The 12,800-nt window shown below is 63.3% G+C and carries 14 protein-coding genes and 1 pseudogene; all 15 read right to left on the bottom strand.

The annotated features are described in order from the left end of the window. Positions 1-11: 11 nt before the first annotated feature. The gene (locus tag IM701_RS10025; protein WP_021245853.1) at positions 12-671 is read right to left on the bottom strand and encodes an HK97 family phage prohead protease; all 660 of its coding nucleotides are present in this window, start codon (positions 669-671) and stop codon (positions 12-14) included. Next, entirely contained in the window at positions 668-1,927 is a 1,260-nt protein-coding gene (locus IM701_RS10020; protein WP_193826859.1) for a phage portal protein, read from the bottom strand. The genes IM701_RS10025 and IM701_RS10020 overlap by 4 nt, the downstream gene beginning before the upstream one ends. After that, on the bottom strand, positions 1,924-3,747 hold the full coding sequence (locus IM701_RS10015) for a terminase large subunit (RefSeq protein ID WP_230487657.1): 1,824 nt from the start codon (positions 3,745-3,747) through the stop codon (positions 1,924-1,926). Before IM701_RS10015 ends, IM701_RS10020 begins: the two co-directional genes overlap by 4 nt. Continuing rightward, entirely contained in the window at positions 3,677-4,159 is a 483-nt protein-coding gene (locus IM701_RS10010) for a phage terminase small subunit P27 family (protein ID WP_193826858.1), read from the bottom strand. Before IM701_RS10010 ends, IM701_RS10015 begins: the two co-directional genes overlap by 71 nt. A 3-nt stretch (positions 4,160-4,162) precedes the next feature. Continuing rightward, complete coding sequence (locus tag IM701_RS21900; protein WP_230487656.1) at positions 4,163-4,447, bottom strand: hypothetical protein; 285 nt, start codon at positions 4,445-4,447, stop codon at positions 4,163-4,165. Between the two features lie 310 nt (positions 4,448-4,757). Then, a pseudogene (locus tag IM701_RS22280) lies at positions 4,758-5,267 on the bottom strand (DNA cytosine methyltransferase); the annotation flags it as partial. A 13-nt stretch (positions 5,268-5,280) separates the two neighbouring features. Beyond that, positions 5,281-6,522 carry a site-specific DNA-methyltransferase gene (locus tag IM701_RS10000; protein WP_193826856.1) on the bottom strand — a complete coding sequence of 414 codons (1,242 nt, stop codon included), beginning with the start codon at positions 6,520-6,522 and terminating at the stop codon, positions 5,281-5,283. 35 nt (positions 6,523-6,557) lie between these two features. After that, positions 6,558-6,923: a hypothetical protein gene (locus tag IM701_RS09995; protein ID WP_193826855.1), complete on the bottom strand. Its 366-nt coding sequence runs from the start codon at positions 6,921-6,923 to the stop codon at positions 6,558-6,560. A 186-nt stretch (positions 6,924-7,109) separates the two neighbouring features. Beyond that, positions 7,110-7,376: an HNH endonuclease gene (locus IM701_RS09990; protein WP_193826854.1), complete on the bottom strand. Its 267-nt coding sequence runs from the start codon at positions 7,374-7,376 to the stop codon at positions 7,110-7,112. Between the two features lie 169 nt (positions 7,377-7,545). Further along, positions 7,546-8,127 (bottom strand): hypothetical protein, encoded by a 582-nt coding sequence (locus IM701_RS09985; protein WP_193826853.1) that lies wholly within the window; start codon positions 8,125-8,127, stop codon positions 7,546-7,548. Then, positions 8,111-8,380 carry a DUF6378 domain-containing protein gene (locus IM701_RS09980; protein ID WP_193826852.1) on the bottom strand — a complete coding sequence of 90 codons (270 nt, stop codon included), beginning with the start codon at positions 8,378-8,380 and terminating at the stop codon, positions 8,111-8,113. The genes IM701_RS09985 and IM701_RS09980 overlap by 17 nt, the downstream gene beginning before the upstream one ends. Then, entirely contained in the window at positions 8,377-8,916 is a 540-nt protein-coding gene (locus IM701_RS09975) for a hypothetical protein (RefSeq protein ID WP_230487654.1), read from the bottom strand. Before IM701_RS09975 ends, IM701_RS09980 begins: the two co-directional genes overlap by 4 nt. A 445-nt stretch (positions 8,917-9,361) precedes the next feature. Next, positions 9,362-11,647 carry an AAA family ATPase gene (locus IM701_RS09970; RefSeq protein ID WP_230487653.1) on the bottom strand — a complete coding sequence of 762 codons (2,286 nt, stop codon included), beginning with the start codon at positions 11,645-11,647 and terminating at the stop codon, positions 9,362-9,364. Beyond that, positions 11,644-12,411: a PD-(D/E)XK nuclease family protein gene (locus tag IM701_RS09965; RefSeq protein WP_193826850.1), complete on the bottom strand. Its 768-nt coding sequence runs from the start codon at positions 12,409-12,411 to the stop codon at positions 11,644-11,646. The genes IM701_RS09970 and IM701_RS09965 overlap by 4 nt, the downstream gene beginning before the upstream one ends. Further along, positions 12,411-12,683, bottom strand: coding sequence for a DUF6511 domain-containing protein (locus tag IM701_RS09960; protein ID WP_193826849.1), 273 nt, complete (start codon positions 12,681-12,683; stop codon positions 12,411-12,413). The genes IM701_RS09965 and IM701_RS09960 overlap by 1 nt, the downstream gene beginning before the upstream one ends. Positions 12,684-12,800: the final 117 nt, after the last annotated feature.

Here is a 12,800-nt window from a genome sequence, read left to right as displayed (position 1 = left end):
AGGAGGTGGGTTCAGCCGCGGATTTGCGCGGCAAGAGCCGACAGAAAGTCGGTGTTGGACTCACTGCCGGACTCACTCCGGAGCAGCGATTTGAGGCCTTTCCCCGCAATTGCGGTGGCCTGGCTTTTCGAGAACCCTGCCTCGCGCAGGAAATTCTCAAAATCGGAGAGCGACGGCATCGTCTGCCCGTCGGTGACGGTCTTGACCGCTGTCACTTTGGCCTCGGTGTTCATGGGCATGGTGACGAGGCTGATTTCGCGAAGATCAATCTTCTTGAGGCGCAGGACACCGGCCTTGTACGGGTCAGGAGCCGCACCGCCCTTGGGGATGGTGTAGCCAATCGAGAGACCGCCAAGCGCCCCATGCTTCAGCTTGCCATAGGCACGCTGGGCGACGGGATCGCCGTCGAGGATCAACTGGCCGCGCACAAACAGGCCGCGGTCATCCTCGAAGATATCGCGCCATACGCCGATCGGTTCGCGTTGGTCGTGCTGCCAGAGCATCGGGATGCCCCAGCCTTCGGCGCGAGCCTTGGCGACACTCTCCCGGAAAGCGCCCGGTTCGATGAGATCGCCGCCTTGGTCGACATTGCCGAAGGTCGAGGCGTAGCCCTCGAACTGCCCGGTGTCCTGCAGGTCACTGGATTTGAGGGTCAGGGTGAGATGTTTCATCTAGGGGGCTCCGATGGGGCATTCGCTCCGGTTGGCGGGAAGATTCCGGCAGGGGCATCGGCCTGCGTGATGGGGACGTTCTGCATCTGCATGCGGGGGACATCGCCGCCTTCGACGGGCGGCAGGTTTTCAAGCGCGCGGACCTCGTTGATGGTCATCACGCCACTCCCCAGCATCGACTGGTAGAAGGAGGCGCGCGCCGCGCTGTCACCGCGCAGCAGGCCTTCGAGGTTGAACTCAATGACGAGTCCCGCCTGCCGGTCAGCAGGCGAGAGCAGCTGCTTGGCCAGCGCCTGTTCGATGCGCTTCAAACGCCTGCGCAACGTGAACTTCTGGAACCCCAGCGTCTGCTGTTCGAGGCCGGTGCCCCAGCTGGTGGTCTTCTCGGTGTGGCCGACCATGAAGGGCGGAACGCCAAAGAAGCGGCAGACCTCCTCGACCGAAAAAGCCCGGCTCTGGAGCATCTGCGCATCTTCCGGGCTGATCGAGAGTTGGACCCAGTCCATGCCCCGGTCGAGCAACATCGGCCGCCCAGCATTGATCGCGCCGGCAAACTTCTCCTGCAGCAGTTCCTCGGCCTGTTTGCGCTGATCGAGGGTCAGGCTGTCGGCAGTCTTCAGAAGTCCTGATGGCCGGACCCCATTGCGGAAGGTGTCGCCCGAGGCCCGCTCGATGGCCTGCGCCAACCCGAAGGTCTGGCGGCCGAAACTGAGGGTCGAAAGACCGCCCAGAGGATTGCCGCCGAAGCCCCGGATATGGAGCATATTGTCCTGACTGACGATGGAGCGAACGCCGCTGTCCGACCACTCATATTCGAGGCCGCCATCGCGGAGACGGCGCACCGTCATGAGCTCAGGCGCGATCGGAACACTGAGCGCCACGACCCGGCCATTGCTGCCCCGGATGATCTCGGCATAGGCATTGCCGCTCAGTTCAATCGAAGCGCAAATGAACTCCCAGAAGTCGACCGCAGTCTGGTCGGCATTCGGGCTGTCGTGCAGGATCCGGTAAAGTGGATGGTCGGTCGCGATCATCCGCGCGCCGCCTTTGGTCCGATAGACCATGAGCGGAAGCGAGGCGATCGTGCCGGCCAGCAGGTTGACGCAGGCCCATGCTGAGGCGAGCCCCAACACCGAGCTGGTCGAAACCACTTCACCGGTTGTTGTCGTGCGGCCGCCGACCGCCTGCACCAGCCGCAGGTCGGTAAGGCCGATCGAGCGCGCGATGTAGCCGAGCGCCTTTTGCAGCAGGTTCATGATGCTAGGCTCTTCAGCCAGTCATCGATGGAGCCGGAGGTGTCGCCTGCCATCGCTGCCCCCACTGCCATGCACAGCGCGACGGCTGCGTCGATCTTGTTGATGGCCCGCTGCTTGGAGAGCCACTTGTTGTCCCAGCGGTCGGTCTCGGTGACCGCCGACATCATTGCCGAGATAAGGACCGGATTGCGTTTGAGCCGGATGCGGCCCTCAAGGATCAGTTCTTCCAGATGCCGGAGCGAACCCGGCATCCAGAGGCCTTCGGTCATTTCGCCCACAGGCTTGGCCCGCTTGGTGCCGCCCTGCGGGTGTTCAACAAAGGCAAGGTCGAGCCCGAGTTCGGCGACCTCTTCCTCGAACCGCCGGAACGCATAACGGTCATAGGCCACGGCCTCGACCCGGTAGTCCGAGGCCATTTCGGCCAAGGCCTGGGCTACATGGCGAAAGCTGATGTTCTCGCCGGCCGGTGCGTTCAGAAACCCGTCGGCGACCCAGAGGTCGTAGGGCTGTTTGTCCCGCAGTACCCGGGCAGCCAGCGTATCGCCCGGCGTCCAGACCTCTACCCATGCGTCAAAGCAGGGTTTGCAGTCCTTCTCGCCATTGCGCTGAACGGCAGCCAGCGCGGTCAAATCCCTGTTCTGGCTTAAATCGAGCCCGAGCCAAACGGCCCCACCAGCCTTGGGTTCGAACTCTGCCAAGAGCGGCTCGATCGTCGAGCGCGCCATCCAGGCGGTTTCAGCGTCGGTCCACACGCAAAAGTGCAGTCGCAGGATCCCGTTCAATTGCCCCGGGATGGCCTTGGCCTGCGCCACGACTTCTGAGAGGTATTGCTCGGTGATCGTGACGCCGAGCAGCGGGTTCGCCTTTATCCAGCAACTGGGGTCGGTCAGCGGGTCGTCGTCTTCATCAAGCCCGCAAACATAGCTGAACGTCGTGTCGTCGAGGACTTGGCCCAAGAAAGTCGGATCGGTCACCGCATCGGAATTGCCAGCTGCCACCCGGATCGCGTGTTCGTGTTCCTCCCATGCGACGGAATTGCGGTCCGAGCCTGAGTTGGTGATCGTGAACAGCAGCGGGTCGCGGCGGAACTTGAAGCCGCGCTCCAGCATCTCGATGATCGAGCGGTCGGGCAGTTCGTGGACCTCATCCGCCAGCACGAAATAGGGGCGTGGCCCCGAGCCAGTCTTGCCGGTATCGCGCGAGACCGGGCGGAAGAAACTGCCCGAGGACAGATGCGCAATGTTGAACTCGCGTCCCGGGCCGCCCGAGAACTCCAGCCGCCGTGCCAGCGCTGGCGATTGCCGGACCATCCGCACAGCGTCGCGAAACAGGATGTTGGCCTGCTCCTTTTTGGCCGCAGCTGCATAGATCTGGGCACCAGCTTCCTTGCAGGCGGTCATCCCGTAAATGCCGATGCCGCCTGCAACCGGCGACTTGCCGTTGCCCTTGCCCTGCTCGATATAGGCGCGGCGGAAACGGCGGCGACCGTCCTTGCGCTTCCAGCCGAACAGCGAGCCGACAATGAAGGCCTGGCTCGGTTCAAGCCGGAAAGGCTCGCCTTCGAACTGGCCCTCGGAAAGCTTCAGCACCTCTTCGAAGAAGGCGAAGGCGTGATTGGCAGCATCCTGGTCGAACCAGATGCCGTCCTTGCGCTTCAAATCGGCGATGTGCCGTTTGCAAGCGTTGCGAACGTGTGGCCCGGCGACGATCTCGCCTGAAGTCACCGCCTTGGCATAAGCCAGTGTCCGGTCAGGCGAAGAAGCGGTCGGCGGGGTCCGCGCCTTCTTCTGGCGGCTGGGCCGCGATCCTGCTCCTGGCACTCGGCGTCATCCCGAATTCTGCGGCGTAACGCATCATGTCCGCCGCCGCCTTGTTGGCGGTGCCCACCAGCGGGTTCTGGATCGCGTTGCCGTTCGATGTCTTGATCATGAGGCCGCCGGTCAGCTGGTCCTTCTCGGCCATCTTCGCGATTGCCCGTTCGGCCTGGACCCAGCGACCATAGGCCATGGCGTAGGCGGCGAGCGCCGCCCGATCGATCTCGGAGAGGATCCCGAGGTTGTAGAGCTCGGTCGCCACCCGGTTCCATTCCTCGACCGCATCAGCGGTCAGGTGGTGGGGCGGTGCCGGGATGGCTGCCTTGGCCTTGGCCTCCTTGCGGTTCAGCGTCCGCTTGCCGGGGTTACCCGTGACCAGCTTCAGATGGGTCGGTTTGGGTTTCGTTCCGGGTTTCATCCGTCACACCTTGGGTTTCCCGATGCCGGACGAGTTCAGATGCGAGAGTTCGCAGCGCATGCGCCGCAACCAGGGGGACCACTCCGTTTCCGCAAAGTCGAAGCCGGTCCACCCGGTGGGCCAGCCCATCAGTGCCTCGACGAACAGCGGGTTCAAGGTCCGGCGCGTATCCGAGGTATCTGTCCCACGCGGCGGTGTCGTCAGGACCTGGCGGCCAAGCAGGCCGTTCACCGGCACATTGGCAAGACTGGTCGACCCATCCTTGTAGTCCCGGGCCGTCGGGGTCATCCATATGGCCGCCACATGGGTAAGGTCCGCCGTCCTGCGGTTGCCCGCACTCGGTTTGCTCCCGTCGCTGGCCATCGGCGTTGGCCACTGGGCCGCAACCTCCTGCAGGTCCGGGCCACCGGCTCCCCGTTCCGCGCGTTTCGAATTCGCACCGCCCGTAATTGCCTTGGGCGTCGGCCAGTCCCGCGCCATGCGGTCCAGACCTTTCTCGTGTTTCCGGTCTCCGCCACGACTGCGAAAGCTGTCGGTTTGCGGCGTCGGCCAGCTCGTCACCCTCGCGCATTGCAAGGATGAACAGGCGCTCGCGTCGGTGCGGTGCGCCGACTTCCGCCGCCGTAAACAGTCCTGCCGCAAGGACGTAGCCCATGCCGACCAGCTCTCGGGCGACCTCGAGAAATCCGAGGCGCAGATGATGGGCGACATTTTCGAGGAAAACGATCGGGGGATCGCATTCCCGGATGATGCGCGCGACATGGGGCCAGAGATGGCGCGGATCAGCTTCGCCGAGACGCCGCCCGGCAACCGAGAATGGCTGGCACGGGTAGCCCGCAGTGAGGACATCCACGAGTCCGCGCCATGGTCGGCCGTCGAAGGTGTTAATGTCGTCCCAGACAGGTGCCGGATCCAGGGTCTTGTCTTCCATCCGCGCCACGAGAGCGGCTGCTGCGAAGGCTTCCCGCTCGATGTAACCCACAGTGCGATATCCGGGACAGGCGATGTGGAGGCCGAGGTCGAGCCCGCCGACTCCGGCGCACAGGGAAAGTCCGTGCAGGCATGCGTCATCGCGCCCCGGAGCGTATCCGGGGGGAGATAGAGCCATGTCATGCACGTTGTTACCGTGGTTGTTCGCAGACGTCGGCGAAGGTTCGCCCGTCGGCTTCGAGGGTGGCGGCCTGGCCGGTAAAGTCCTGCCAGCGCTTGATGATCACGTCGCAATAGCGCGGATCGAGTTCCATCAGACGCGCAATGCGGCCGTTCTTCTCGGCTGCGATCAGGGTGGTGCCCGATCCGCCGAAGCTGTCGAGCACGATGTCGCCGCCCTTGGTGTTGTTGAGCATCTGATATTCGAACAGGGCGACCGGTTTCATGGTCGGGTGTTCGCCATTGCGCGACGGCTTGTCGAACTCGAGAATGGTCGTCTGCTTGCGGTCGCTGGCCCACAGGTGCCCGGCGCCGTCCTTCCAGCCATAGAGGCAGGGCTCGTGCCGCCAGTGATAGTCCTGTCGCCCCATCACCTGGGACGACTTTTTCCAGATCAGGCACTGACGTACTGTCCAACCGGCATCGCGCGCTGCGCCACGGAAATTGTAGCCTTCGCTGTCCGCATGCCAGATGTAGAACACTGCGCCCGGCTTCATCACCGTGCTGGCGGTTACATAGGCATCGCGCAGGAACTGGCGGAACTGGTCGTCCGCCATGTTGTCATTCTGGATGGTCAGCTTGTCCTTGGTGCCGCCCTCATAGGCGACATTGTACGGCGGATCAGTGAGCCACATGTCGACCATCTGCCCGGCGGTCAGCTTTTCCATGTTATCGACACTGGTGCTGTCGCCGCACATCAGCCGGTGTTTGCCGAGCAACCAGACGTCGCCCGGGCAACTCACCGGAATTTCCGGTGGGTTGGGAGCCTCGTCGGGATCGGTCAGGCCGTCGGTCTTTTCGGTCAGCAGCTTGGAGAGTTCATCGTCCGAGAAGCCAGTCAGGCCGAGGTCGAAATCGAACGCTTGTAGATCCGCCAGTTCGACGGCCAGCAGTTCGACATCCCAGCCGGCGTTCAGCGCCAGCTTGTTGTCCGCGATAACGTAGGCCCGCTTCTTCGCCTCGGACCAGCCGCGAGCAACGATTACCTCGACTTCAGTTTGCCCAAGCTTACGGGCGGCCATAAGTCTGCCGTGGCCGCAAATTACGCCGCCATCCTCGTCGATCAGGATCGGGTTGGTCCAGCCAAACTCGCGGATCGATGCGGCAATCTGCGCAACCTGCTCATCCGAGTGCGTGCGGGAATTGCGTGCGTAGGGGGTGACGGCATCGATCGAACGGATTTCGATCTGCCGGTCATCGGCTGCCTGCGACATGGCGCTCCCTTGGGTGAGCGCCGCTGCCGGCGCTGTCAGTCGGCCTGTTCGGCCTCGATTGCAAAGTGGGTCACGAAGCCGGTCAGGTAGGGCTGTCCGTTGGGGATGCCGGTTTCGCGAGCGGTGTTGCGGCTGATGGTCCAGCCCATCCAGCGGGTGATGGCTGCGTCGATCGCCGCCTCGGGATCGAGGCCGGCGTGGATCCCGTTGTGCACGTCGTCGGCGAAGTGGCGGCCGTGGCGGCTGTCGAGAAAGTCCCGAACCCCTTCGGCGGTGGCTCTCGCCGCCTTGGCAACCGCCGGAAAGGCGATGGCCCACGCTGCGTCCGCATCCGTGAACCCGGCGGTCGAGCCGTAGAAACCCCAGGCTTCGTTGCGGGTCGAAAGGTGCGAGTTGGGCATGTCAGTCTCCGTGGTTGGCGGAGACGACTAACGCTCTGTTCGCAGGCACTATCCAGTCAAAAAGACGGTTTTCCGTCACTTTCCCGGGTTCCACCCCCGGTCGCTAACTCGCGGGCGTGAAAAGTTTGGGCCAGGCGCGGTTTCCTTGCCCAAGGCCCCAGAGTTTCGACCCGCCCCCCGGGGGGATCAGCCGATCGGCCAGCCATCGGGGCCGGTGCCGACCGTCCGGCGAAGCCCGAACTGCTGAGCCGTGCGGGCCTTGTGGCAGTCGGGGCACAGGCAGCGGATGTTGCTGTCGTCATCGCTGCCACCCTTGGTGAGCGGCACGATGTGGTCGGGGACGGTGGCTTCCCGGACGATGCCCTTGGCGGCGCAGTCCCGGCAAAGCGGTTCGGCACGTAATCGTCGCAGACGCTGCGCAACTGCCCGACGTCCCCGTTGCCGTTCAGCCATGCGCAACGCCTGAAACGAACAACGCCCGGAAACTGGTGGGCTCCAGGCGCAGTTCTCAATTCTCTATTTCGGAAGGTCTACAGTATCGCGCAATTCTGGTCAATATGAAATTCATGAATAACACAATAGATTCAGTTTGTTACTTCACTTGATAGGCAAGTGAATCTGATCACGAACTGTCGCTTCCAATGCGAAACAGGCGACGCAAGGCATCCAGACCATGGCCAAGGTTGATGATGTCGGCTGCCGACCAGTTCGATGCTTCGGCCTCGTGGCAAACCACTGCATGTACAAGAGCGCTGGGCTTGCGACCAACCGCACCAAGCGCATCGTGGTCAGCTGTGCGCAGCATCATGATTGCGGCAGCAGCGCGGCGGCGAACCTTATCGACCAAATCTGGGTCATGGTCAGGCGCGCTACCACCGAAGATACCCTCGTTGATAAGCAGGGCTGTGACAGAGCGCGGCTGATCCATGGGCAGGCCCATTACCGCACGGTTGCGGGCCATGATTTCACCGTACATCTCGCCTGCCGCATATTGGTCTAAAGTGATCTTGCCCGCGAAGGCGACCCGGCCAAGAGCCGTGCCCAGCCGGTCGTCCTTCGCCTGCCTCTCCGTCACGCCGTAATGGCGCTGCCGGGCTTCGAGCACAGTTGCAACGACTTCACGCTGGGTCTCGCCCACGCTGGCAGGGGCCAGTTTTCCGCAGGGGTGGCGGCGGCCCGCCTTTCGCTTACGACCGCGGGCCACGGACAATCTCCGGAATGAGCGCCGCGTAGCCGATCACGTCGATCGGACCGTCAGCATAATTGGGGTCGTGGGCGAGCCGAGCCAACTTCAGGTCGATCATGCACAGCGCAACCTGCTGCGCCGTTACGGGCGTTCCCAGGGTGATCGACCAGCGCCGGGCAATAGCCTCCATCTGGGTCTTGGGATCGCCGTAGGCAGCACCGCGATCTTCCAGAACCTGCGCCACGCGCTTCAGGAAATTGGCCGCGCTCACCGGACACCTCCACGGGTCTCAATAGCCCAGAGCAGGATGGCGATGGCATCAGCCTCATTGTCATCGGCAGGGGTAAAACCCTTGGCGCGAACGGCCGCGATCACGGCTGCCTTGTCGGCATTGCCTTTGCCGGCGATGAACCGCTTGATCGTGCCGACAGGAACGCCTTGGTAGGCAATTCCCAATTCCTCGCCCCAGGCAGTAAGAACTGCAAGCAGGCCGCCGTAGATGTGGGCGGCATCGGTCCCGAGGTGGCGTCGGACCTCCTCAAAATGGACGGTCGCAATCGGCCCGGCATCAACATCCAGTTGATCGAGCCATTTGCGAAACCGCACGAAACGCATGCCGCCACCGTCGTAGCGGGAAGGCTTGAGGCTGAGGGTGCCACTGACGATCGGACCTGCTGTCGGGCGCATGGCCCAACCGGTGGTGGTCCCCAGATCCAGCGCAAGCATGGTGGCAGACGGGGCGATCAGCCCCGCAGTTGTTGCAGGGGGTGCAATACCTGAAGGCAAAGCGAGGGTATTCGAAGCCATGATGGTCTCCGTTCGGAAATGTCTGAATGATGTTTGCGGAAGATCGGGATCAGGGATCAGGGTGGTGCGCGCTGCTGCCTTGGAGCGACGGCCCGCGGGTTCCCATGCTGAAGGTGGACGCACACCCTACGGGGTGCGTCCCCATCCTTTAGGATGGGGGTTTCACACCCACAACTTGGGGTTGATCTCAACGCCTTGGAAAACTGCCAGAAATTCAAGTTGTGGCAGTTGGGAATGGTCGATCCCTCCGCAACTGGATTGCGGGCGGCACAGCGTGCCCGTGCGAAGTCATGCGGGGGTAGTTGGAAAAATCGTCCGCAACTGGATTGTGCGTATCCGCGCGGGCGCACGGGTGTTTGTGCGGACCCAGTTGCGGAAATCGTCCGCAGCTTCCCCAACTGGATTGTGCGTGCCCATGCGTAGCCCAGAATGGCCGGCCCGAGGATCATTGCTCGTCCTCCGGATAGACCCAGACCCGGGGGTTCTCGACCGGCAGGGACCCGCCTGACTGGGGGCATTTGAAGTGGCTGGGCAGCACCTCCAGCATCGTGGGGGATATTTCACCGGTGTCGGGATCCGCCGTTTCGCCATTCCCGGGAATGACCATGCCTTCGGTGCAGAGGTAGCCGAACTTCGATGTCGTTCTGGCCATGCCGTAGGGCGAGCCATCGCGGACAAACTTGATGTAGCCCTTGGTCGCCAGGACCGAGATGCGGTCCCTGATGGTATAGGTCCCGCCAAGGCCGCCTTTGTTCTCGAACTTCTCCGCGAACTGCAGCGACGTATAGAGCCGCCCGGCAGCGGCCTCGTCGAGCAGGATGCCGAGAATGACATCATGCTTGCGCACACGCTCAGCATCGAGCCTGGCGCCGACATCCTTGCGGATCAGCCGTTCGCTGCTTGCGTCGAGTTCGACCCATTGCCCGCTGCGTTTGTCCACCAGCATCGGGCCGATCGCTGGACCATTACGCAGCTCGATCTCAAGCTTGCGCGCCGGCATGTCCTCGTCCGGCCGGTACATGATGATGCCGGACGTATAGAAACCGCGCAGCGCACTGGCGCCTGACAGCGCCTGGAACGGGTCCTCGGCGACCTGCTTCTTGTTCAGCTTCTTGGTGTGGTGAGCGAGGATCACGCCGGCATCAGGGGCGACGGCGTCGCGCAGCTGCTCGACCCGCTGCTGCAGGAAGAACATCATGGCGTTGTTGTCGTTTTCGCCGCCGCCGTCAGGCCCGCCGTCAAACACGTTGCGGATCGGATCGATGCAGATGATGTCTGGCGGATCGCCCGGGAAATGGGATTTGATGGCATCGACCGCCAGCGCCACGCCGCGCTCGTCGAGCAGAAGACGCAGCTTGGGAGTGACCACCAGGTTGTCGCGGGCGGCGGCAATGACGGCAGGATCGAGCCGGATGGCCTGCAACCGCTCGCGCAGATAATGGTACTGGATCTCTGCCTGGAGGTAGAAGATCCGCAGGGGGCGCGGCGGTGTGAAGCCAAGAAACGCCACGCCCGCAGCCATGTGCGCGAGAAAGCAGATCAGGAAATCGCTCTTGCCGACCTTGGGTGCGCCGCCGAGCACGAGCAGACCGCTGGGTGTCAGAAGCCGGGGTGCGACGATGTCAGCGGGCATCGGGCTGGCGTCATCCAACAACGCGCCAAAGGTGAAGGCGGGCATGTCTGCCCTGCGTGCGGCTTCAGCAGAACGGAGCAGCGGCGGGCCATTGCGCTCGACATGCAAGCGCCACAGCCGATCGGATTCCGCCTTCAGGCGATCGAGCGGCCAGCTCGGCCGCAGCATTGCGGCATTGTACTGACAGATCGCTTCCCAGCCTTCGTCCGGACTGATGCGACCATCATGGACCTGACGGATAAAGTGACCGATGGCGGCGCTCGCGCCCTCGAACCGCGACCAGGCATCAGCCCCGCCTTCATGGACCGGCGTCGTCAGCACATCGGCAAGAGCGGGCTTTTCGGGCGATGAGGCAGAAGCCGCGCCAATCCCGGGCATGGGCGGCATGGCCGAGACCATCTCGGCAAAATCAGCAAGGTCAACTTCACGTTTGGCGGCGTGCTGCAGGATCTGCACCATGCGCTGGCTACCACCCTTGTGGTAGATGGTGCCAGGGACACGGATCGGCTGGTGCGCGGAGCGGAAATGGGTGTCGCCGGCTACCTTGGCGGCAATGGCACCGCGCAGAGCGCAAACCTGGTCGACGTCGGCATCGGTCGCAGGCTCCGAGAGCTTCCACCAGACATGGAGCTTGTGCGCACCCTCAGGCGTTCGCCCGCCGCTTTCCACGATCAGAGTGGGGTCGCCCAGATGTTGGGTCAGATGGGTGAGCTTGGCTCCGATATCGCCCGTGTCGATGTCGACGACGATCGCCTGCATCGCAGTGATGTCGGCCGACTTTGCCTGGCCGCTCTCCGCCACCGTGCCGGGGATCACGTAAACCGCCGCGCCCTCGCGTCCTGCCCAATGGGCAAAGGTCGTGAGCTTTTCCGGTGCGGATGCATCCGCATCAATCCAGATATTATGGGGCTTGCCCTCGATGCCCTGACCCTTGTCGATGAAGCTGCGGACCGGGATCAGGCCGTCGCAATAGTCGAAAACGACATCAAAAAAGGCAGCGATCTGGGCCGGATCTGGCTCGAGGAGCAGCTCTTCCAGCGATGCGGCATCATTGAAATCCCGCCAGGGGTTGAAGTGGATGATGTTGTCTTCGGTCACTGGGGCATCTCCCAGCAACGGGTAGCCCACGAGCAGAAGCGGCACTCGAAATGCTCACGTGTTCGGGTGAAGCGCGGCAGCAATTCCTCGGCATCGGTGGCCGACAGGATCCGCACGGCCTTGTCACTCATGCGCTGGGCCAGTTCTGCATCGAACGGGACCAGTTCGTGGTGGAGTTCGGCCGTGTCCTTGTTGATCGCCGTGAACAGCGCTGGGGCTGCCGAGATGCTCGGCACGCTGGCTTCCATATAGGCCTGGTAGAGCGCGATCTGGGCTGCATAGACCGGCTTCGACAGCACAACGCCCTTCGACACAGTCTCCCGCCAGTTCTTCGCGTTCATGGTCTTGCATTCCCAGAGCGCGGGGACACGAAGTCCAAGTGCTGCAGGAGCGCCGGCGATGATCCCGTCGACGTGACCGCGCAGTCGTCCGCCAGCGGACGAGAAGCCGAACTGCTCCCCGTCCGGACGATTGCCTGTGCGGGTGAACAGATCGAGGCCGGCACCGCGAAGCCAGGCTATGGCGAGGTCCTCCAGGGCGTGACCCATCGCGAAAATCCTCAGGGTTCGGCCCGAGAAGTCCGCATTTTCGTCCTTGGGCGTGGCCGTGAACTCGAACTGGAGCGCGCGTTCGCAGGAAGCGCCGACCCGCGAGCCGCCGAGATAATCCCGGGGGCTGCGCGCGGCGTTGTCTGCCACGAGATGGCTATCGACGAGGGCGTTCAGACGTTCGCCAAATGCGGGACGGTGATTGAAGTCCAGCATCAGAACGGCACCTCCATGGGATCGTCCACGGCTGCCTGATGCATCGCGGTCTGGAAGCCATCGATCGCGACGGTGATCAGCTGGAGCATCTGCTCCTGCGACCATGCGGATGGCGGGGACTGCCAGCCGATCGCGACGGTGATCAGCTGGAGCATCTGCTCCTGCGACCATGCGGATGGCGGGGACTGCCAGCCGATCGTGTCGATCAAGGCTGCGACAGGTTGCAGCGTGGCGCGGATCGCGGCCCCTTCCTGGGCGGTCAGATCAACCATGTCCTGCACCTTGCGCGCCCGCAGCCAGAAGAAGCGCTGGCAGCTGATTGAGCAGAACCACACAGAGGGGCCCGATCGTTTCGTACGTTGCGGGCCCGACCAGCCGAAGCCAGAGGT

The organism is Novosphingobium sp. ES2-1 (assembly GCF_015169775.1).
In the GTDB taxonomy this organism is placed as follows: Bacteria; Pseudomonadota; Alphaproteobacteria; order Sphingomonadales; family Sphingomonadaceae; genus Novosphingobium; species Novosphingobium subterraneum.
This window is presented reverse-complemented; position numbering and strand designations above follow the sequence as displayed.

What these genes read in the sequence shown, in the direction of transcription:
- IM701_RS10025 (WP_021245853.1), bottom strand. Translation starts at nt 671, where the DNA reads ATGAAACATCTCACCCTGACCCTCAAATCCAGTGACCTGCAGGACACC.
- IM701_RS10020 (WP_193826859.1), bottom strand. Translation starts at nt 1,927, where the DNA reads ATGAACCTGCTGCAAAAGGCGCTCGGCTACATCGCGCGCTCGATCGGC.
- IM701_RS10010 (WP_193826858.1), bottom strand. Translation starts at nt 4,159, where the DNA reads ATGAAACCCGGAACGAAACCCAAACCGACCCATCTGAAGCTGGTCACG.
- IM701_RS21900 (WP_230487656.1), bottom strand. Translation starts at nt 4,447, where the DNA reads ATGACCCCGACGGCCCGGGACTACAAGGATGGGTCGACCAGTCTTGCC.
- IM701_RS10000 (WP_193826856.1), bottom strand. Translation starts at nt 6,522, where the DNA reads ATGTCGCAGGCAGCCGATGACCGGCAGATCGAAATCCGTTCGATCGAT.
- IM701_RS09995 (WP_193826855.1), bottom strand. Translation starts at nt 6,923, where the DNA reads ATGCCCAACTCGCACCTTTCGACCCGCAACGAAGCCTGGGGTTTCTAC.
- IM701_RS09990 (WP_193826854.1), bottom strand. Translation starts at nt 7,376, where the DNA reads ATGGCTGAACGGCAACGGGGACGTCGGGCAGTTGCGCAGCGTCTGCGA.
- IM701_RS09975 (WP_230487654.1), bottom strand. Translation starts at nt 8,916, where the DNA reads ATGGCTTCGAATACCCTCGCTTTGCCTTCAGGTATTGCACCCCCTGCA.
- IM701_RS09965 (WP_193826850.1), bottom strand. Translation starts at nt 12,411, where the DNA reads ATGCTGGACTTCAATCACCGTCCCGCATTTGGCGAACGTCTGAACGCC.
- IM701_RS09960 (WP_193826849.1), bottom strand. Translation starts at nt 12,683, where the DNA reads ATGGTTGATCTGACCGCCCAGGAAGGGGCCGCGATCCGCGCCACGCTG.